Genomic DNA, 21,329 nt, shown 5'->3' on the forward strand with positions numbered 1-21,329 from the left:
CCTCCATATCGTTCTTGCTGTAGGCCGATAAGACAACGCCGCCATCCGGCAATGTTACCGGCGGCGCTGCCAAATCCACAGCGCCGCAATCGCCAGCGCAAACAGCGAGCCAAACCCAATCCCAATCGCGACCGCCGGGATCCCCACCAGAACCGCCAGTGAGTAAATACCCAGCATCAGCAGCATCGCGCTGTTTTCGCCCAGGTTTTGCACCGCAATCGCATTGCCCGCACCGACGCTTTTCTTACCCCGCTCCTGCAGTAACGCATTCAGCGGCACCACAAAGAACCCACCACACACGCCGATAAGCAGCAGCAACGCGTAGGCCGGAAGCAGCGAATGTTGAAGAGAAAAAATCAGCACCACGACGCCGATCAGTATCCCCGCAGGCATACAGCGCGACACAGTTTCCAGCGTCACCAGTTTCGCAGCCGCCCCTGCGCCGACAACAATCCCGATCGCTACCATGGCATTGAGATAGGTAGGCGTGGCGTTATCGGTGATGCCGAGCGCCACCGGAACCCACAGCACCAGCAGAAAACGCAGCGTGACGCCCGCGCCCCAGAAAAGGCTGGTTCCGACCAATGAGAAACGCGTTTCACCATTGCGCCACAGTGAGGTTGCGGCACAGAAAAAACTGCGCGTCATTTTGCCCAGATGCCAGGACTGGCCTGGGCGAGCCGCGGCGAGCTTCGGAATATACACGTTAGCGACCACCGCGCCTGCATAGGCCAGTGCACAAGCAGAAAGCGCAGCAATCACGTGCCAGTCGGCCAGAACGCCGCCAGCGACGGACCCGAGCAAAATCGCAGCAATGGTGGAAGCTTCCATCAGGCCGTTGGCTTTCACCAGTTTGTCGCCGGTGGTCAGTTCGCCGAGAATGCCATACTTGGCCGGTGAATACGCCGCCGCGCCAATCCCCACCAGCGTGTACCCGAGGAACGGATTAATGCCAAAGCAAATACTCGCCGCTCCCAGCAGCTTCAGGCCGTTCGCGAACATCATCACCCTGCCTTTGGCAAAGCTATCCGCCACCTGTCCAACAAAGGGCGCAAACAGAATGTAAGCGCCCACAAACACCATCTGGAGGATTGGCTGACTCCAGTCCGGATAAAATTGCTCCTTCAGCAGCGCCAGTGTAGCAAACAGCAGCGCGTTATCGCCAAACGCTGACAGAAACTGTGCGGCGATCACGGACATCATCCCTTTGGACCAGATTGACGTGTTAGTGTGCACTGACTCACTCATGTTGTTTTTCCGCCTCGTCGACCCAGCTTTTCAGCGTAACAAAATCCGGCTTACCGCTGCCAAGTAATGGAAGTTGCTTCAGGTGGCGTATATCACGCGGTACGGCGAGTTCAGGTACGCCGTGCGCCCGCGCATACTGCTGTAGTTTTTCACGCGTGAGTTCGCTGTCGGTAGTGAACAGCACCAGGGCCTCACCTTTGCTGACATCGCTCTTGATCGCCGTGGCATGCATTTTGTCTGCAGACACCGCCAATGCCAGTTGCTCAACCATTTCCAGTGAGACCATCTCTCCGGCAATTTTCGCAAAACGTTTGGCGCGCCCCTGGATCTGGACAAAGCCGTTTTCATCAAAGCGCACAATGTCTCCGGTGTCGTACCAGCCGCGCTCAATCTCACCCTGCGCATTTTCTGCCGTCGGCACTTCCAGCACGCCCGGTTTTTCAACGCGCAGATAGCCGCTCATGATATTAGGACCTTTCAGTTGTAAACGCCCACCATCCTCAATGCCCGGCACGGCCAACAGTCGGGCATCCATACCAGGCAGGATACGCCCTACCGTGCCGGATTTTGCCGCCATCGGTACGTTGATCGACACCACCGGCGCACATTCCGTCACGCCATAGCCTTCAAGAACGCGCAGGCCAAATTTCTCCTGCCACAGCTGCTTTGTGCTGTCCTGCAGTTTTTCCGCTCCCGCTACCACATAGCGCAGGCGGTGGAAGTCATACGGATGCGCGAAACGCGCGTAGTTGCCGAGGAACGTTGACGTACCAAACAACACGGTGCAGTTCCGGTCATAGACCAGCTCCGGCACAATGCGGTAATGCAGCGGGCTGGGATAAAGAAACACTTCTGCGCCGGTCAGTAATGGCGTGAATAATCCCACCGTCAGGCCAAAAGAGTGGAACAGCGGCAGCGCCGACATAAAGCGGTCATCGGCGGTGAAATCGGCAATCGTTTTAATCTGCTCAACGTTCGCCAGAATGCTCTTGTGGCTGTGGACCACACCTTTCGGATGGCCTTCCGAACCAGACGTAAAGAGGATCACCGCAGCCTCTTCCGGCTGCTGCTTTACCTGTGCCAGATGCGGAGCCAGCAGATGTGAGAAGATCCACAGCTTATCGCTAAAGGTCACATCAGCTTTTAAGTCTTCCAGATAAACCCAGCGCACTTGGGTAAGCTGTTCAGGCAAGTGCCAGAGTTTGCCTTTATCGAGAAATTGTCGGGAAGTGAAGATCGTTTTGATTTCGGACGCAGTAATGGCGCTGGTCAATCCCTTCACGCCCGCGGTGTAGTTCATCATGGCCGGAATGCGTCGACGCGCAATCGCGCCAAAAATAACCGCTGCGCTGATCCCCGCATTTGGCAGCATCAGGCCGATTTTTTCGCCTTCGGCGCTATATTTCTCCAGAATACGGGCCACAAAGAGTGTCTTCGTCAGCAATTTGCGGTAGCTGTCCGGCGTAAAGTTAACATCTTCAATGCAGTTTTTGCCTGCGCCAAAACGGTATTTTGCCGCCAGTAGCGACTCGTACAGCGTTTCACGCGGGCGTACCGCCATGCGGGCTTCCATCATAATTTGATGCAGCATTTCACCGGCGATTTTACGGCGATCGCGAGCACGCGGCGCTTCCGGCATCGGCATTTGGGTCGGCGGCAAGATATGCAGTTGAATACGCGGGAAAAATCGCTGTTTAACCAGACCTTTCAGGCGGCTAAAGCGGGTAAGCTCTGCGCCCTCGATGCGTACAGGAACGACCGTCGCTCCCGACTTAGCGGCAACAAACCCGGCACCATCATATATTTTCATCAACGAACCGGTGGTAGAAATACGCCCTTCCGGGAAAATAACCACCGGACGACCCTGTTCGACCAGGCGAACCAGATGCTTAATCGACATCGGTTTGGTTGGGTCTAACGGCACGAAATCAATCAGCGGGGTTAGCCAGCGCATATACCATTGCTGGCTGATCGAGGTGTAAACAGCAAAGACGGGACGAATCGGTAAAAAGAGTGCCAGCAGGATGCCGTCTATAAATGAGACATGGTTGGGAGTGATTAGAACGCGTTCTCCCTGTAGCGCGCTGACATCGCCCGTGACGCGAACGCGGAAAAGCACGCGAAACAGATTACGAAAAAGGCCAAATAGCATCTCAACTCCCTGTGCCATTAATTATATAACCATCAATGGTGGGAGAGTATACGAGTTGGAGAAGGGGCGCGACAGATTACTGGTAAATACAATCCGAAAAAAAACCTGCGCATCCGCGCAGGTCGGTGCAAGAGACAGGTACGAAGTGCGTACCGAATAATCTCACCAATCAATACCTCTGGGATCTTGATTGTGGTCGTCAGCAGCCAGATACGCCAGCGCGAAAACGCAAAGGAATGAACCCAAATGCAACGAGTTGTGTAAATTATCGGTTACTGTTACAGACAGGCTGAAAATAAAAAAAAACCTGCGCATCTGCGCAGGCTGGTGTAATTCTAGTGATCAACCCGAAAGTTGATTTCACCTATCAATACCTCTGGGATCCCAACTCTAGCAATCCGCTCCGTTCTCCCACCAGCTAACAATCGCAACAGCGCATCGCAAAGTGTAAGCAAAAATTAGCATTTCCTGTTTTTCTGTCTTGCCTCGCTCGCGCGCGCTCACATTTGCGACGTCCTGACGGGCAATCTGCTTGAACAGTCAGCCATTTTCCGTAACACTGACGGAATGTAAGCGTTTACCCACAACAGGTACTATCATGGCGACCATAAAGGATGTAGCCCGACTGGCTGGTGTATCAGTCGCCACCGTTTCTCGCGTGATCAATGACTCCCCTAAAGCCAGCGAAGCATCGCGTCTGGCCGTAACGAGTGCAATGGAATCACTCAGCTACCACCCCAATGCCAATGCGCGGGCGCTGGCACAACAATCAACAGAAACCATCGGCCTGGTGGTCGGTGATGTGTCCGATCCATTCTTTGGGGCAATGGTTAAAGCTGTCGAGCAGGTGGCCTATAACACCGGAAATTTTTTGCTGATTGGCAACGGCTACCATAACGAACAGAAGGAACGTCAAGCGATTGAACAGCTCATTCGCCACCGCTGTGCAGCACTTGTTGTCCATGCCAAAATTATCCCGGATGCTGAACTGGCTTCATTAATGAAGCAAATCCCCGGTATGGTTTTGATTAACCGAATTCTTCCGGGATTCGAACAACGCTGCGTTGCCCTCGATGACCGATTCGGCGCGTGGCTCGCTACCCGACACCTTATTCAGCAAGGCCATACGCGCATCGGTTATCTGTGTTCCAATCACACGATTTCAGATGCAGAAGATCGTTTGCAAGGCTATTACGACGCGCTGGCGGAGAGCAATATACCGGTAAGCGATCGGCTGGTGACATTCGGCGAACCGGATGAAAGCGGCGGTGAACAGGCAATGACCGAGTTGCTTGGCCGTGGCAAAAACTTCACTGCGGTAGCCTGCTACAACGACTCAATGGCGGCTGGCGCCATGGGCGTATTGAATGACAATGGCATTGATGTGCCGGGAGAAATATCGCTGATTGGCTTTGATGACGTGCTAATTTCCCGCTATGTTCGCCCACGTCTGACCACAGTACGCTATCCCATCGTGACGATGGCAACCCAGGCCGCCGAACTGGCACTCGCGCTGGCGGAGAAGCGTCCCGAGCCTGAAATTACCCACATCTTTAACCCAACTCTGGTGCGTCGCCATTCCGTTTCGACGCTGACAGAGCCAGGGAATTCAACGTCAAACGATTAACCAGGATTGCGTCATGACTACGATGTTGGACGTTTCACGACACGCAGGCGTCTCAAAAGCGACCGTTTCGCGCGTGCTGAATGGCACGGGTCAGGTAAAAGAGAGCACGCGCCAGAAAGTGTTTAAGGCCATGCAGGCACTCGATTATCGGCCCAATTTTTTAGCGCGCTCTTTGGCGAATCGCACCAGCAACAGCATTGGTCTGGTGGTTTCCACATTTGATGGCTTCTACTTTGGTCGCCTGCTGCAACAGGCTTCGCGCCAGACGGAGTCTCACGGCAAGCAGTTGATCGTCACCGACGGCCACGACACGCCGGAGCGGGAGCTGGAAGCCGTACAAATGCTGGCTGACAGGCAGTGCGACGCCATTATTCTCTATACCCGCTATATGAGTGAAAAGGCGATTTTGTCGCTGATGAACAGCATTGATATGCCCTTGCTGGTCATTAACCGGGATGTCAGTCAGGCCCGGGATCGCGCGATTTTCTTCGAACAAGAAGACGCCGCGTATCAGGCGGTTAATTATCTGATCTCGCAGGGACATCGCGATATTGCCTGCATCACCGTGCCAGGGCATACCCCTACCGGCAAATCACGTCTGATGGGGTATCGTAAGGCGCTGGAAAAAAACGGTATTCCCTGGGATCCGAGCAAGATCAAATACGGCGATTCCACGATGACACGAGGCTACGAAGCGTGTCTTGAACTGCTGGAGGAAGGGGTAAAATTCAGCGCCCTGTTCGCCTGTAACGATGACATGGCATTAGGTGCATCAAAAGCGTTACATCAGGCCGGACTGAGGATCCCAATGGACGTCTCACTGTTTGGTTTTGATGACGCACCCAGCGCCAAATGGCTGGAGCCGGGGCTGTCTACCGTTTATCTGCCGATTGATACCATGATAACTACGGCCATCGACCAGGCTATCCGGCTGGCCAACGGCGAAAGCGTGGAGCCGATCCCACCGTTTACCGGCAAACTGGTGTTGCGTGATTCAGTAACGCCCGGACCGTACTTTAAGTAATTGAATGCCGAATGGCGAGCAAGCGCCATCCGGCATTCAATCAAATAAGTTCCAGCGCTAACAGCTCATCAATAGTCTGACGACGGCGAATGAGTCGCGCCACGCCGTTATCGAACAGAACCTCCGGCAGCAGCGGGCGACTGTTGTAGTTTGACGACATTGAAGCTCCATACGCCCCGGTATCATGCAGCACAAGATAATCACCCGGCACCACCGCAGGCAGCAGACGAGTCTCCACATTTCCGCCTTCCTGCTGGGTAAACACGTCACCGGATTCACACAGCGGCCCGGCCACCACCGTCTCAATTTGCGCCGCATGATCCAGAGAACGTCCATCCCCCGCCAGCGCGGAGATATGGTGATAGCTACCGTACATGGCCGGGCGCATAAGATCGTTGAAACCCGCGTCGATCAACACAAAGTGACGACTGCCCATCTCTTTTACGCTACGCACCTGCGCCACCAACACGCCTGCTTCCGCCACCAGGAAGCGCCCGGGTTCGATCTCCAGTTTGACGGCGTGTCCCAGATGTTTAGCGATTTGATCTCGTGCGGCGCTCCACAAACCAAAGTAGTGATCGGTGTCGATCGCCTCTTCACCTTCGCGATACGGAATTGATAAACCGCCCCCCGCGGAGATCGCCTCCAGATCCTGACCAAATTCAACCACCTGGCGCACCATCGCGCCGCATACCTGCTCCAGATGCGCGTAGTCTACGCCGGAGCCGATATGCATATGAATCCCCACCAGCTTCAGCTTATAGCGCTGAATCACTTCCAGCGCCGCAGGGAGTGAGCTATACCAGATGCCGTGCTTGCTGTTTTCGCCGCCGGTATTGGTTTTTTGACTGTGCCCATGCCCAAAGCCTGGGTTTACGCGCAGCCACACGCGATGACCCGGCGAGACCTGGCCCAGTTGCTCCAGCATGTCTACCGACCCGGCATTTACCGGAATACTCAATTCATGTACCCGCGCAAGCGTCGCTTTATCAATCATATCGGCGGTAAAGACTATCTCATCTTTCCCCGGCACAAAGCCTGCCGCCAGCGCACGTTCAATCTCGCCAAGCGAGACGGAATCAACCTTCACGCCCTGCTCACGCATCAGGCGCAGAATATGAATGTTCGAACAGGCCTTCTGGGCAAAACGCACCACGTCAAACTGTTTGAGTTTGGCAATCTGCGCCCGAATGATTTGCGCATCGTAAACCCATACCGGGCAGCCAAATTCTGCGGGCAGGCGTAACAGATTGTCGGCGGTCAGGTCGGTGTCTGTGCTGTTGAGTGGGCGTGGCATGCTGTGCTCCGATAGTGGCTTTTTTATGATTACGCCACAGCCCGAAAAGAATAAAAAATATCGTTTTATCGTGAGTCTATGCAAAAATGATATGGATTAGATCATTCGAGGATTAGCTATGCCCGCCGTTAACCTGCGTCACATCGAAATTTTCCACGCCATCATGACCGCAGGCAATCTGACGGAAGCCGCACGCATGCTCCACACCTCACAACCCACCGTCAGTCGGGAACTGGCAAGATTCGAAAAAGTGCTGGGGTTAACGCTGTTTGAGCGTAGCCGCGGGCGACTGCACCCAACGGTACAGGGGCTACGTCTGTTTGAAGAGGTGCAACGTTCATGGTATGGCCTGGACAGAATTGTGAGCGCCGCTGAGAGTCTGCGTGAGTTTCGCCAGGGAGAATTATCGATTGTTTGTCTGCCGGTATTCTCACAGTCCTTTTTACCGCCGCTGCTGCAGCCATTTCTCGCGCGCTATCCGCAGGTCAATATTCAGATAGTGCCGCAGGAATCGCCGCTGCTGGAAGAGTGGCTGTCGGCACAGCGCCACGATCTGGGGTTAACGGAAACGTTGCAAACGCCTGCCGGAACAAAACGCACCGAGCTGCTGGCGCTGGATGAAGTATGTGTACTGCCACAGGGGCATCCGTTGACCAAGAAAGCGGTATTAACGCCGCAGGATTTTCAGGGAGAGAACTACATCAGCTTGTCGCGGACCGACAGTTACCGCCAGCTACTGGATACCCTTTTCAACGAGCATCAGGTGAAGCGCCGTATGGTGATAGAAACCCACAGCGCCGCTTCGATTTGCGCGATGGTGCGGGCGGGTGTGGGGATCTCAGTGGTCAACCCACTCACCGCACTGGATTACGCCAGCAGCGGAGTCGTTATCCGCCGCTTCAGTATTTCAGTACCCTTTACGGTCAGTCTGATTCACCCACTTCATCGCCCCGCCTCAGCGCTGGTTGATGCTTTTACAGCACATCTGCAAGCCCATCTCCCTAGGCTTATCGATCCGCTGGAGGCTATTTTGCATCCACAGATGAAAGCATAAACGCCACCGCATCTTGCGCATGGATTGCCGCCGTGTCGAAAACCGGGAGTGGGCTTAGCTCGGCTGGAACTAACAGACCAATCTCGGTACAGCCAAAGATCACCCCTTGCGCGCCCTGTTTCGCCAACTGATCAATGACGCTCAGGTAATAGTCGCGGGAGGTTTCATTGAACTCACCGAGACACAATTCGTCGAAAATAATCTGGTTTATTCTCTGACGGTCATCAGCTTCAGGAGTAAGCGTGCTGATGCCAAATTCAGCCTGTAAGCGCCCGCGATAAAAATCCTGCTCCATGGTGTAACGCGTGCCCAGTAGCGCCACGTTGCGCATCTGCTGCTTTTGTATCGCCCGGCCCGTCGCATCGGCAATATGCAAGAACGGCACATCACAGGCAGTTTCAATCGCCTCAGCAACTTTGTGCATGGTGTTGGTACACAGCACGATCCCTTCCGCTCCGGCTTGCTGAAGTCCGATGGCGGCCTGCGCGAGGATCTCCCCGGCCCGCTGCCAGTCAGCGCTTGACTGACAGGCTTCAATCTCGTGAAAATCCACGCTGTGCAACAGAATCTGCGCAGAGTGCAGACCACCCAAACGCTGTTTAATCCCTTCATTAATGAGTCGATAATAAGGAATGGTGGATTCCCAGCTCATACCACCTAACAGACCGATCGTTTTCATCATTTCCCCTTATTCGTTGTTGTTTTTTCAGTGGACCAAAGATGCGATCAACTTTCCACAACTATTAGTCAATATTTTCTTTTGATTTATTATGATATAAATTTAATGAAACATTGTTTTATTATTTAACGGAGAGGCCGGATGTTTATTTTTCATAAAGAGACCACGCTTGAAGATCTGGGCAATGGCGTTACCCGGCGCATTCTTGCTCACGACGGTAACATGATGGCGGTTGAGGTAAACTTTGAGCAAGGTGCAATCGGCCCGATGCACAATCACCCGCACGAGCAGCTGACTTACGTGTTGTCCGGTGAGTTTGAATTTACCATCGGTGACGAAAAACATATCGTTAGAGCAGGCGACACCCTGTATAAACAGCCCAATGTTATGCATGGCTGCGTCTGCTTAACACCGGGAACGCTGCTGGATACCTTTACCCCCATTCGCGAAGATTTTCTGCACGGATAAAGTGCTAAATAAAAAAGCCGGGTATCGCTTACGCTTACCCGGCCTCCATGAGACGTCATCCGACATTCCGTCTCAACATTTACACCCCAATATCTCTTAACTTCTCGCCCGCCATTAACTTGCGTTCGATATGTTCCAGCGTGACGTTTTTGGTTTCAGGAATGAGCCAAAATGTAATCCCGATAAACGCGACGTTTAGCGCGGTGTAAAGCCAGAACGTACCGGCAGCGCCAATGCTGTCGAGCAGCGTCAGGAACGTTGCGCCAATGATCATGTTCGACACCCAGTTAGTGGTGGTGGAACAGGTAATACCGAAATCGCGGCATTTCAGCGGCTGAATTTCCGAACACAGGATCCACACGACCGGCGCGGCGCTCATTGCGTAACCTGCAATACACATCATCGTCATGCCAACCGAGAGCCAGGACAGCCCACTGGAAGCCGTGCCGTTATCAAATTGCATCAGGCAATAACCAAGCACCAGCGTCCCGATAGCCATTACGCTGAAACCAATTTTCAGCGCCGGTTTACGCCCTGCTTTGTCTACCGTAAAGACAGCGATAAAAGTAGCAAACATAAACGTTAAACCGACCACCAGTGTGGCAATCATCTGCTGCTCAGTGGTGGTAAACCCCGCCATTTTAAAAATGCGTGGCGCGTAGTACATGATAATGTTCATCCCGGTGAACTGCTGCATCGCCTGCAACAACATGCCGAGGAAAACCGCGCGACGCACGTTACGGTTAATTTTAAACAGTGCCCAACCGCCCTGCTTAAGCTTCAGGCTTTCACGAATTTCGTTCAGCTCATCGCGGGCTTTTTCTGACGTATCACGCAGCATACGCAATACTTCTTCGGCTTCGATATGGCGGCCTTTCTCCGCCAGCCAGCGCGGGCTGTTTGGCAGGAAAACAACCAGGATAATCAGTAACACCGCCGGAAGTGCCAGCACGCCCAGCATAGCGCGCCAGTTACCGCTGTAGCTGAACGCCGTATCAGATAAAAAGGCCAGCACGATCCCCAGCGTCACCATCAGTTGATACATGCTGATCATCTTGCCGCGCACGTTCTCACTGGCCATTTCGGAGAGATAGAGCGGCGCGGTGTAAGAGGCGATCCCCACCGCAACACCCAGCACCACGCGGGCAAAAATGAGCATTTCTACGCTGGACGCAAACGCCGAACCCAGAGATCCAACGACGAAAAGGATCGCGCCCGCCATCAGACTGTATTTGCGCCCCAGACGGAATGACAGCCAGCCGTTAAACAGCGCACCAATTGCCGCGCCCAGCATCATGCTGCTTACCACCCACTCCTGCAGACGGCTGGTCAGGACAAAGTGATCGGTGATAAAAGGCAATGCGCCGGCTATCACGCCAATATCCAGGCCGAATAACAACCCTGCGACGGCCGCAGAGATCGAAACAAACATATTCATACGTCGCGTATCGCGCGCAGTGCGCGGCGCTAAAGCAGCATCATTATTAATTGAGACCATTTTTTCCTGCCAGATACAGAGTAACCATGGCATTGAAAGTAAGGGATCCCTTACAGGAAGCGTCAGGCGGGAAACGGCAAAAACATGGATAAAATTGCTGCACCACATCGTTATGTGATGGATATTCCAATTTTAAAATTTATCGATAATCACTCAATTAAATTTAATTGATTGATATTAATGTATATTAAAAATAAAGGAACCATATACAGGGAAAGTAATATGGAATAATTTATAACCACAATATGGATTTTAATGATCCGAATATAAAAAAACCCTGCCAGATGGCAGGGTTTGTCGGTACAAGAAAGCTGATTAACGCGCCAGCCAGCCGCCGTCTACCGCTACGGTATAACCGTTGATGTAGTCAGAGGCGCTGGATGCCAGGAACACGACAGGCCCCATCAGGTCGCTCGGCAGCCCCCAACGACCCGCCGGGATACGATCGAGGATTTCTGCGCTACGCTGTTCATCAGCACGCAGCTGTTGAGTGTTGTTCGTCGCCATGTAACCCGGCGCAATTGCGTTAACGTTGATGTTATGTTTTGCCCACTCGTTCGCCATCAGACGGGTGACACCCATAACGCCGCTTTTAGACGCGGTGTAAGACGGTACACGGATGCCCCCCTGGAAGGAAAGCATAGAGGCGATGTTGATAATTTTGCCGCCATTACCCTGCGCGATAAAGTGCTTCGCCGCGGCCTGAGACATAAAGAACACGCTCTTAATGTTCAGGTTCATCACGTCATCCCAGTCTTTTTCGCTGAAGTCGATCGCATCGTCACGACGGATAAGCCCCGCGTTGTTGACCAGAATATCGATATGACCAAATTCCGCCACCGCGCGCTCCAGCAGCGCCGGAATGCCATCAATTTGACGCAGGTCAGCGGTCAGACTTAAAAAACGACGGCCCAGTGCGGTCACACGTTCGATGGTTTCCGTCGGTTCAACAATGTTGATACCCACGATATCGCAGCCCGCTTCAGCCAGGCCAAGCGCCATACCCTGACCCAGACCGGTGTCACAACCAGTCACAACAGCGACTTTACCTTCAAGAGAGAATGCATTCAAAATCATTGTAAATCCTTAATTTTTTATAATGCCCGCCACAGGCAGGCAAGGCTGTCGCCCGCTACTAGCGCAGATCTTTGACTGCAACATGGTCCATATCATCAAAGACCTGGTTTTCGCCGACCATGCCCCAAATGAACGTATACGCTTTTGTGCCAACACCGGAGTGAATTGACCAGCTCGGAGAAATCACCGCCTGCTCGTTATGCATCACAATATGACGCGTTTCCTGAGGCTGTCCCATCATGTGGAAGACGCAGGTATCTTCTTCCATATTGAAATAGAAATAGACTTCCATACGACGTTCATGGGTATGACACGGCATGGTGTTCCACAGGTTACCCGGCGCCAGTTCGGTCAGGCCCATGCTCAACTGGCAGGTTTCCAGCACATCTGGCACAAAGTATTTATTGATAGTACGACGGTTACTGGTGAGGTTATCGCCCAGCGTCACTGGCGCAACGTCTGCTGGCGTGACTTTTTTGGTTGGATAAGTCGTGTGGGCCGGCGCGCAGTTGTAATAAAACTTTGCCGGCTTCGCCGCATCGATGCTTGCAAAAACCACTTCTTTTGCCCCTTTCCCGACGTACAGCGCGTCACGATGGCCAATTTCATAGCACTGACCGTCAACGGTAATCGTGCCCGGGCCACCAATGTTGATCACACCCAGCTCACGACGCTCAAGGAAGTAAGTTACGCCCAGCTGTTTGCCAACTTCACCACCCACTGAGACGGTTTTGGCCACAGGCATAATGCCGCCAACAATGATGCGGTCAATGTGGCTGTAGACCATGGTGTATTCATCTGCGACAAACACTTTTTCGACCAAAAACTCATTACGCAGCCCCTGAGTGTCCAGGGTTTTCGCATGCGCACTATGGATGCTTTGTCTTACGTCCACATTTACCTCCAGTGATAAATTGACCGTGAATGCTTAAACGAATAACAAAACGCTGTTCCGTTTTATCTTATGCATTCATGATATCCCTCCCGGAATGGGTTTTCAATGATAAGTAAAACGTTGTTTCACTTTTTCTGCGTCTTATTGTCAAAAGTGTAAGTGCGATCACGCCAGCGCGAATAAATAGCGAAGCCGTTTTAAATAAAATGATAAATAACAATAAGATAAGTTGAGTCATTCATTAAGAGTGGGGATAAAAATGGAAAATTCAGCCGAAATCATCGGTCGAAAAGACAACTTTTCTAACAAAGTGCGCAGTTAATCACATGAAATGAAACAACGTTTTGATAAGTTGAATGTGTTTAGAGTGTATGTTTCTGTAACTGGCCTTGCCCTCCTGCTGGAGGGCTTTTTTACAGGTGCAGCGAAACACTTAGAAAGGCGTTTAAGACGGTAAATCTAAGATCGTTAATCTCGTTCGATAGCAAGTGCCACACCCTGGCCGCCGCCGATACACAGCGTTGCCAGGCCTTTGTGCGCCCGACGTTTCACCATTTCATGAACCAGTGACACCAGAATCCGGCAGCCTGATGCGCCAATCGGGTGACCGAGCGCAATAGCTCCGCCGTTCACATTCACTCGCCGTTCATCCCACTCCAGCATTTTTCCAACGGATAACGCCTGCGCGGCGAAGGCTTCGTTAGCTTCAATAAGGTCAACATCAGCCAGTTGCCAGCCAACGCGCTCAAGGCAGCGCCGCGTCGCGTAGACCGGAGCAATCCCCATGAGCGCAGGATCGACCCCGACACTGGCAAAGGCGCGAATGCGCGCCAGTATGGGTAAATTCAGCTCCTGCGCCTTGGCTTCGCTCATCATCATCACCGCGGCAGCGCCATCATTGATAGATGACGCGTTACCCGCTGTGACCGAACCGAGTCTGTCGAAGGTAGGATCCAGGCGCGCCAGCCCTTCAGCGCTGGCATCGGTGCGCGGTTGTTCATCGGTATCCACTACCAACGATTGCCCGTTACGCTGCGTCACCACTGGCACGATTTCATCTTTGAAGCGTCCGGCGTCAATTGCCATCCGCGCCTTGTGTTGCGAATGCAGCGCGTAGGCATCCTGTAGTTCACGGCTGATGCCATATTCCCGCGCCAGATTTTCTGCGGTAACGCCCATATGGTAATCGTTGAAGGCATCCCACAGCCCGTCATGCACCAGACTGTCGACCAGTTGACTGTTACCCAGTTGCGCCCCGGTGCGACTATCAGTCAGGACATGCGGCGCGCGGCTCATATTCTCTTGTCCGCCCGCAATCACAATGTCGGCCTCGCCGCACTGGATAGCCTGAGTCGCCAGATGCAGCGCTTTCAGACCCGAACCGCAGACATCGTTTATGGTGATAGCGGAAACGGTATTGGGCAACCCACCATTGATGGCTGACTGACGCGCCGGGTTCTGCCCGGCGCCTGCGGTAAGCACCTGACCGAGGATCACTTCATCCACAGCGTGAACGTCCACGCCCGTGCGTTCCAGTAACGCCCTGACCACCATGCTGCCTAATTCAACGGCAGAGTGGCGCGCCAGCGTCCCCTGGAAGCAGCCAATCGGTGTCCTTAACGCCCCGACTATCACAACCTCTTTCATCACCACCTCAGCGCAAAATAACCTCGCAATAGTAGATGATTGTTAAAAATAGTTATCAAGGTTGTTTAAAAACGGTGATTTTTATCACAAAGGAAATTCGTATCATTTATTAGTCATCTGAACGCCACTCTGCTGTAAATGGTCGCGCAACCAACTTCCCGCCACGCCAGGCGGGGATTTCTTATTCCACAACAGATCGATAGAGATAGCCTTTGGCCAGCCGGGCAGCGTCAATTGAACCAACGGTTTTTCTGCCGCAAATTCTTCTACCAGCGCGCAAGGCAGCGCGCACCAGCCGAATCCCTGAACCGCCATACTCAGCAGCAACAAATAGTTGGGAGCAGACCATACGGGGCCGCGCGCCACGTTGGTACCGCTTTCCAGATAGGTATTCAGACGCAGCTCGCGCCAGGTGTGGAGCTGTTCCCACTGCAGTTTTTCCTGGCCCGCCAGCGGATGCGAAGCCGCAACATATAACCCCATCCATGATTGCATCGGCAGACGAGTGACCCCCATGTCGGTCGGGTAATCCTCCCGCGCTTCGATCAACCCCACCTGAGCACGTCCTTTTTGCAGCAGATCGATCACGTCTTCATCTTCGCCAATCAGACATTCAAACTCGGTATGAGGAAACTTGCGGTCAAACTGCACCATCAGTTCTTCCAGCACATCCGGGTGCAGCGTGTCTGACAACACGAAGGTCAGGCGCGCTTCCGTTTCACCCGACAATGAGATCGCCGCCTCATCAAGGCGCTCACTGGCCGTCAAAATTGCCTGCACATAGCCCAGCACCCGCTTACCTTCTTCGGTCAGCTTTGGCTGCCGGGATGAACGGTCAAACAGCGCAAAACCAAGGTCGGCTTCCAGATGCGCAACGGCTGTACTGATGGTGGACTGGCTTTTGCGTAGCCGACGGGCCGCAGCAGAAAATGAGCCGCAGGAAACGGTCTCTACAAATGCCGTTAACGCTTCAGGAGAGTAACGCATGAACTATCTACTTTATCGATGGATACTATCTTTTAGATATCACATAAAACGATAAAATTGCCACCATTCCGTTATCCAGGCATCAAAGAAGGTTTTAGGTTATGCAACACGATACAGTCCAACGTCGCTCGTTAATGGAGCGCATTTTTCATGCCGTCTGCTTTGAAGGCATTGCCACCGCGATCCTCGCACCAACCACCGCATGGTTGATGCAGCGCTCGGTGCTGGAAATGGGCGGACTGACCATTATTCTCGCTACCACGGCGATGATCTGGAATATCATTTATAACGCTCTGTTTGACCGCTTATGGCCGTCACATCTGGTGAAACGTACGGCGAAAGTACGGGCATTCCACGCCTTAGGTTTTGAGAGTGGTTTTATTGTGATCGGGGTGAGCATCGTGGCGTATGTGCTGAACGTCAGCCTGCTTCAGGCATTCACGCTGGAAATAGGTTTCTTCCTGTTCTTCCTGCCATACACCATGTTTTATAACTGGGCATATGACACGTTACGCGAGCGCGTTATGAAGCGCCGCCAGCAGCGCGTTACTGCCTGATAACTCAAACAATAGTCGGAATCTTCTTGGTTCCGGCTATTCATCCAATCCCCCTCCAGCTTGTTCACACCTCCCCCAGCCCCTGCCATTTGTGGTAAATTGCGCTTCTTTTTGTTTATTTTATAGTTGATACGTTCAAATAATGTCGAAATTTTGGTCAAAAGAAGAGACTCTTTGGAGCTTCGCACTATATGGGACTGCCGTTGGCGCAGGAACCCTCTTCCTTCCCATACAGCTGGGTTCTGCAGGCGCGGTGGTGTTGTTTATCACCGCACTCGTCGCCTGGCCTTTAACCTACTGGCCGCATAAGGCGCTGTGCCAGTTTATCCTGTCGTCAAAAACCTCTGCAGGTGAAGGGATCACTGGCGCAGTCACCCATTACTACGGTAAGAAGATCGGCAGTCTGATCACCACCCTCTATTTTATTGCCTTCTTTGTGGTGGTACTGATCTACGCCGTGGCGATAACCAATTCACTCACCGAACAGCTGGCAAAACATTTCGAGATAGATCTTCGCGTGCGTATGCTGGTCAGTTTGGGCGTGGTACTGGTGCTGAATTTAATTTTTCTGATGGGTCGACAAGCTACCATCCGGGTGATGGGCTTTTTGGTGTTTCCGCTCATCGCATACTTTTTATTCCTTTCGCTCTACCTGACCGGAAGCTGGCAGCCAACGCTACTCACCGGCCAGATGTCTTTCGATCGGCACACGCTTCATCAGGTTTGGATATCTATTCCCGTGATGGTTTTCGCTTTTAGCCATACGCCAATTATCTCTACGTTCGCCATCGACCGTCGTGAGAAATACGGCGAGCAGGCCATGGGTAAATGCAAAAAAATCATGAAGGTAGCCTACGTCATCATCTGCCTGAGCGTACTGTTTTTCGTTTTCAGCTGTTTGCTTTCGATTCCGACAAACTATATCGAGGATGCAAAAAATGAAGGCGTGACCATTCTGTCAGCGCTTTCGATGATGCCAAACGCGCCGGCCTGGCTGTCGATTTCCGGGATCGTTGTCGCCGTTGTGGCGATGTCAAAATCGTTCCTCGGCACCTACTTTGGCGTGATTGAAGGGGCAACGGAAGTGGTAAAAACGTCGTTGCATCAGGTGGGAGTGAAGAAAAGCCGGGCTTTTAACCGCGCCCTGTCCATTATGTTGGTTTCGGCCATTACGTTTATCATCTGCTGCATTAACCCTAATGCTATTTCAATGATTTACGCGATAAGTGGACCGCTGATCGCCATGATTCTGTTTATCATGCCGACATTATCTACCTATCTAATCCCGGCGCTGAAACCGTACCGTTCAGTGGGTAACCTGGTCACGTTGATTGTCGGTCTGCTGTGTGTATCTGTGATGTTTTTTGGCTAGAACGTGTTGTTTAACGGTTCATTCCTCGGTAAGTGGATGAGCCGTTAAACTGATTTATTTGATGTACGAATCCAGTACCTTCAGAACTACATCTAAATCTTCTTCACGCTTAATTTCATCGCCCTGATGAACAATGTGCTCGGTCAGATGCCCCTTAATCACTTCGCGCATTAATCCGTTTACCGCCCCGCGAATTGCCGCTATCTGCTGCAATACTGCCGCGCATTCATGCGGTTCATCCAACATGGTTTTCAATGCCGCCACCTGCCCCTGAATCTTACTGGTTCGGGCTTTCAGCTTTTGTTTGTCGCGGATCGTATGTGACATAGCAATACCTTTTTAACGTCTGACTACAGCGACAATATCATTGTCGTTCTACTGGGGGGTAGTATTTGATACTGGGGGGGAGTAGAATCAGGCGAAATTAAACAACTAAGAATCATTCTCATGAGTGAATTTTCTACGCTTCTTCAGCAAGGCAACGCCTGGTTTTTCATTCCCAGTGCGATCTTATTGGGTGTGTTACACGGCCTTGAACCGGGGCATTCCAAAACGATGATGGCGGCCTTTATTATCGCCATTAAGGGAACCATCAAACAGGCGGTGATGCTGGGACTGGCGGCAACGCTGTCGCATACCGCTGTGGTATGGTTGATTGCACTCGGCGGGATGTATATCAGCAAAGCGTTTACTGCCCAGACCGTCGAGCCCTGGCTGCAGTTTATCTCGGCAATTATTATTCTTGGTACCGCGTTCTGGATGTTCTGGCGAACCTGGCAGGGAGAGCAGAACTGGCTGGCCCAGACGCATCACGACCACGATCACGGGCATCACCACCACCATGATCATGACGACCATCACCACCATCATGACCACGATGACGATCATCACCATCATCATGACCACGATCATAACCATGCCGCGTTAGCAGGGCTGAGCGAGGGTTCGAAAGCGTATCAGGACGCCCACGAACGGGCGCATGCCACCGATATTCAGCGCCGCTTTGCGGGCAAAGAGGTCACCAACGGCCAAATATTACTGTTCGGTCTGACCGGTGGGCTGATCCCGTGCCCTGCTGCCATTACGGTGCTGCTGATATGCATCCAGCTCAAAGCCTTCACGCTGGGTGCCACCATGGTGCTGTGCTTCAGCCTCGGGCTGGCGATAACGCTGGTAACGGTGGGCGTGGCCGCGGCAATCAGCGTGCAACAGGCGGCCAAACGCTGGAACGGGTTTAACACACTGGCGCGTAAAGCGCCCTATTTTTCCAGCGCACTCATCGCGATGGTCGGCGTATATATGGGGGTTCACGGCTATCTGGGGATCGTCGGTTAACGGTAAGAGCGCGCAGCAGCGATTGCCGCTGCGCGGAAAACCAAACTAGCTTGCGACATTCCCCCACACCAGTTGCCCTTTATGGAAGGTCGCGGTACGTGGAGAGATTCGCGCGACCGCTTCCGCTGAGCAGGAGGCATCCACCAGCACAAAGCTGGCTTCATCCTGCGCTTTCGGCCAGACGCGCTCACCTTTATCGTTAAGCGGCAGCACATCGCCGGTTGCAAGGAACAGCGCCCGCGACAGATTGAGTTCGTTCGGGCGAATATAGAGCTGCGCGTACAGATTCGCCTTTTCCAGCATATCCCCCAGGCCGTACGGCGACCAGTGGTCAATCACGCTGTCGGTCCCGGTAATCACTTCCACGCCTTTGTCGCGCAGCTGTTTTAGCGGCATGTGCATCGTGCCAATCGGCACCGTCGAAGCAATGGTAATCTGCTGCGCCGCCATGCGGGTTGCGAGTTCATCCACCTGCTGTTCGTTCAGCGTAGACAGCGCAAACGCATGGCTGATGGTCAGCTTGCCTTTCAGTTGCGGGGTTTTCTCAACCGTTTCCACCATGTAATTCACCGCCGCTACGCCTGCCGGACTGGTTTCATGCAGATGGATATCCACGCCTTTGTTGTAATCGAGCGCTATCTGGAACATGGTATCGAGTGATTTTTCCATCGCCCCATCCACGCTGGTTGGGTCCAGACCACCGACATAATGCGCCCCCGCCTGCATCGCTTCGCGCATCAGTGGTTCAGATTTTGATAACAGCAGGCCATGTTGTGGAAACGCCACGATTTCGCAGGCAAAACCCGACTGGCGACGCGCCAGCACCGCCTGCAGGTTTTCCAGGTTTTTCAGCCCGGAAACCGGTTCGATATTGCAATGGCTGCGGGCGATCGAGGTGCCTTTGGATTGCAGCAGATCGATGAGCTTTTCCGCGCGCTCCTGGGTATAAGGCTGGAGTTCAGGCAGCAGCTTTTGTTCCAGACGAATCATATCCTGAATGGTGGTGCCCGCCGGGCGGTTCAGTGAACGCCACGGACCGCCGTAAAAGGTTTTATCCAGATGGATGTGCATGTCGCGCATGGCGGGCAACATCAGCTTTCCACCTGCATCGTAGTGCGGCAGCGTCGTATCCGGATGCTGCTTATTCTCGCGCAGCGCAACAATTTTCCCGTCCTGGACTTCAACAGTTTGCAGCGCGGTACGGGTATGCACCACCACCGAGTTTTCGTAATCAAACCCCACTTCCAGCAGGACGTTATCAAGGTAATAGTGCTTATCATTAATCGTCATTGTGCTCTTCGCCCCGCAGGTGTTCCCGACAGGATTAGCAGCATACGCGACCGGGGCCACTGCGCCAAACAGCGCGGCAGCGGTCACCATTTTTCCGCTCTGACTTAAAAATTCACGACGGCTGTTACTTTCCTTCATTCGCATCTCCTCTCAGGAATGGACAATATGGGTGCCCGTTTCACCGCGCAGTGCGGCGGGCAGGCATTCCGGCGTGGTGATGATCACCCGCTTACCGCCACGCGCCAGGAACGTCAGGCTGGCAACGATCTTGGGTAACATGCTGCCCGGCGGGAAATGCCCCTCCTGCATATAACGCGTCATCGTGGCGACATCCACCGTATCCAGCGCCTGCTGATTGGGTTTGCCAAAATGAATACAGACCTGCTCGACGCCGGTGGTGATCACCAGAATGTCGGCGCGAATCTCCTGCGCCAGCAGCGCCGTGGAGAGATCTTTATCAATCACTGCGTCCACGCTCTGGTAATCCCCCTGATCGCTACGCACCACCGGGATCCCGCCACCGCCCGCGCCAATCACCACAAAGCCTTGCTGTGTCAGCGTTTTGATCGCCTCTGCTTCAACAATACGTTTTGGTTCAGGGGAGGCCACAACCCGGCGGTAGCCGCGCCCCGAATCCTCCACAAAATGCCAGCCCGGGTTGACTCGCAGCAGCTCGTCACGCTGCGCTTCATTGAAGAACGCCCCGATAGGCTTGGTCGGGTTAGCAAAGCCCGGATCGTTTTTGTCGACCTCCACCTGCGTGACCACCGTGACCGCCTTTTGCTCGCCGCGTCGTGCCAGACGGTTGTTCAGCGCCTGTTGGATCAAATAGCCGATGCCGCCCTGCGTATCGGCGACGCAGTTTGCCAGTGGGGTAAGCGGCAGTCCTTCACGTTCGTGCGCGATTTCCGCACGCCGGAGATCCAGCCCTACCTGCGGCCCGTTACCGTGTGTCAGCACAATGTTGTAGTCCGATGCCAGCATCTCCAGCACCGTATCCGCCACTGCCTTTACCGCCTCAGCCTGGTGCTCAATCGACTGGCTGGCGTTATCTTTGATAATGCTGTTGCCGCCAATGGCAACGACCACAAGTTCTTTCATAGTGTTATCTTCCGCTTACAG

The 21,329-nt window shown here is 53.2% G+C and carries 19 protein-coding genes; 7 read left to right on the forward strand and 12 right to left on the reverse strand.

The window, feature by feature from the left end:
• Positions 1–54: 54 nt before the first annotated feature.
• Both lplT and aas read right to left on the reverse strand, forming a co-directional pair.
• Positions 55–1,248: a lysophospholipid transporter LplT gene (gene lplT / locus On2M_RS19430; RefSeq protein ID WP_210905332.1), complete on the reverse strand. Its 1,194-nt coding sequence runs from the start codon at positions 1,246–1,248 to the stop codon at positions 55–57.
• Positions 1,241–3,400, reverse strand: a complete 2,160-nt coding sequence (aas, locus tag On2M_RS19435) for a bifunctional acyl-ACP--phospholipid O-acyltransferase/long-chain-fatty-acid--ACP ligase (protein ID WP_187253149.1) — start codon at positions 3,398–3,400, stop codon at positions 1,241–1,243. The genes lplT and aas overlap by 8 nt, the downstream gene beginning before the upstream one ends.
• 598 nt (positions 3,401–3,998) lie before the next feature.
• On the opposite strand from aas, the gene galR reads away from it, so the two are divergent.
• Complete coding sequence (gene galR, locus On2M_RS19440; protein WP_187253150.1) at positions 3,999–5,027, forward strand: HTH-type transcriptional regulator GalR; 1,029 nt, start codon at positions 3,999–4,001, stop codon at positions 5,025–5,027.
• 13 nt (positions 5,028–5,040) lie between these two features.
• On the forward strand, positions 5,041–6,051 hold the full coding sequence (locus On2M_RS19445) for a LacI family DNA-binding transcriptional regulator (RefSeq protein WP_151218291.1): 1,011 nt from the start codon (positions 5,041–5,043) through the stop codon (positions 6,049–6,051).
• 40 nt (positions 6,052–6,091) lie between these two features.
• Here On2M_RS19445 and lysA read toward each other — a convergent pair whose 3' ends face one another.
• Positions 6,092–7,348 (reverse strand): diaminopimelate decarboxylase, encoded by a 1,257-nt coding sequence (gene lysA, locus On2M_RS19450; RefSeq protein ID WP_210905333.1) that lies wholly within the window; start codon positions 7,346–7,348, stop codon positions 6,092–6,094.
• Between the two features lie 118 nt (positions 7,349–7,466).
• Here lysA and On2M_RS19455 point away from each other — a divergent pair, with 118 nt between their 5' ends.
• Entirely contained in the window at positions 7,467–8,402 is a 936-nt protein-coding gene (locus tag On2M_RS19455) for a LysR family transcriptional regulator (protein WP_210905334.1), read from the forward strand.
• Here the strand turns inward: On2M_RS19455 and On2M_RS19460 are convergent.
• Positions 8,374–9,081 (reverse strand): aspartate/glutamate racemase, encoded by a 708-nt coding sequence (locus tag On2M_RS19460; RefSeq protein ID WP_151218397.1) that lies wholly within the window; start codon positions 9,079–9,081, stop codon positions 8,374–8,376. The two genes, On2M_RS19455 and On2M_RS19460, sit on opposite strands and share 29 nt — an antisense overlap.
• 141 nt (positions 9,082–9,222) lie before the next feature.
• Between On2M_RS19460 and On2M_RS19465 the strand changes: the two genes are divergently transcribed.
• Positions 9,223–9,549: a cupin domain-containing protein gene (locus On2M_RS19465; protein ID WP_151218294.1), complete on the forward strand. Its 327-nt coding sequence runs from the start codon at positions 9,223–9,225 to the stop codon at positions 9,547–9,549.
• Positions 9,550–9,628: 79 nt separating this feature from the next.
• Here the strand turns inward: On2M_RS19465 and araE are convergent, their stop codons facing one another.
• The 5 genes from araE to On2M_RS19490 all read right to left on the reverse strand — a co-directional run bounded on the left by araE (position 9,629) and on the right by On2M_RS19490 (position 15,653).
• Positions 9,629–11,047 (reverse strand): arabinose-proton symporter AraE, encoded by a 1,419-nt coding sequence (araE, locus tag On2M_RS19470; RefSeq protein WP_151218398.1) that lies wholly within the window; start codon positions 11,045–11,047, stop codon positions 9,629–9,631.
• Between the two features lie 315 nt (positions 11,048–11,362).
• Positions 11,363–12,124 (reverse strand): 2-dehydro-3-deoxy-D-gluconate 5-dehydrogenase KduD, encoded by a 762-nt coding sequence (gene kduD / locus On2M_RS19475; RefSeq protein WP_003033923.1) that lies wholly within the window; start codon positions 12,122–12,124, stop codon positions 11,363–11,365.
• A 58-nt stretch (positions 12,125–12,182) separates the two neighbouring features.
• Positions 12,183–13,019: a 5-dehydro-4-deoxy-D-glucuronate isomerase gene (kduI, locus tag On2M_RS19480; RefSeq protein WP_151218295.1), complete on the reverse strand. Its 837-nt coding sequence runs from the start codon at positions 13,017–13,019 to the stop codon at positions 12,183–12,185.
• 468 nt (positions 13,020–13,487) lie between these two features.
• Positions 13,488–14,666: an acetyl-CoA C-acetyltransferase gene (locus On2M_RS19485; RefSeq protein WP_151224288.1), complete on the reverse strand. Its 1,179-nt coding sequence runs from the start codon at positions 14,664–14,666 to the stop codon at positions 13,488–13,490.
• Between the two features lie 102 nt (positions 14,667–14,768).
• Positions 14,769–15,653: a LysR family transcriptional regulator gene (locus tag On2M_RS19490; RefSeq protein ID WP_210905335.1), complete on the reverse strand. Its 885-nt coding sequence runs from the start codon at positions 15,651–15,653 to the stop codon at positions 14,769–14,771.
• A 101-nt stretch (positions 15,654–15,754) separates the two neighbouring features.
• On the opposite strand from On2M_RS19490, the gene On2M_RS19495 reads away from it, so the two are divergent.
• Together On2M_RS19495 and On2M_RS19500 are read left to right on the forward strand one after the other, a co-directional pair.
• The gene (locus On2M_RS19495) at positions 15,755–16,210 is read left to right on the forward strand and encodes a multidrug/biocide efflux PACE transporter (RefSeq protein ID WP_040232158.1); all 456 of its coding nucleotides are present in this window, start codon (positions 15,755–15,757) and stop codon (positions 16,208–16,210) included.
• Between the two features lie 142 nt (positions 16,211–16,352).
• Positions 16,353–17,582, forward strand: coding sequence for an amino acid permease (locus tag On2M_RS19500; RefSeq protein WP_210905336.1), 1,230 nt, complete (start codon positions 16,353–16,355; stop codon positions 17,580–17,582).
• Between the two features lie 54 nt (positions 17,583–17,636).
• Here On2M_RS19500 and rcnR read toward each other — a convergent pair whose 3' ends face one another.
• Positions 17,637–17,909, reverse strand: coding sequence for a Ni(II)/Co(II)-binding transcriptional repressor RcnR (rcnR, locus tag On2M_RS19505; protein ID WP_003825567.1), 273 nt, complete (start codon positions 17,907–17,909; stop codon positions 17,637–17,639).
• A gap of 120 nt (positions 17,910–18,029) precedes the next feature.
• Here rcnR and On2M_RS19510 point away from each other — a divergent pair, with 120 nt between their 5' ends.
• Complete coding sequence (locus On2M_RS19510) at positions 18,030–18,917, forward strand: nickel/cobalt efflux protein RcnA (protein ID WP_151218298.1); 888 nt, start codon at positions 18,030–18,032, stop codon at positions 18,915–18,917.
• A gap of 45 nt (positions 18,918–18,962) precedes the next feature.
• Here the strand turns inward: On2M_RS19510 and On2M_RS19515 are convergent, their stop codons facing one another.
• The gene (locus On2M_RS19515) at positions 18,963–20,345 is read right to left on the reverse strand and encodes an amidohydrolase family protein (RefSeq protein WP_151218299.1); all 1,383 of its coding nucleotides are present in this window, start codon (positions 20,343–20,345) and stop codon (positions 18,963–18,965) included.
• A 12-nt stretch (positions 20,346–20,357) separates the two neighbouring features.
• Complete coding sequence (locus tag On2M_RS19520; RefSeq protein WP_151218300.1) at positions 20,358–21,308, reverse strand: carbamate kinase family protein; 951 nt, start codon at positions 21,306–21,308, stop codon at positions 20,358–20,360.
• Positions 21,309–21,329 lie beyond the last annotated feature (21 nt).

This window comes from Citrobacter sp. On2M, from assembly GCF_018035235.1.
Lineage (GTDB): Bacteria > Pseudomonadota > Gammaproteobacteria > Enterobacterales > Enterobacteriaceae > Citrobacter > Citrobacter meridianamericanus.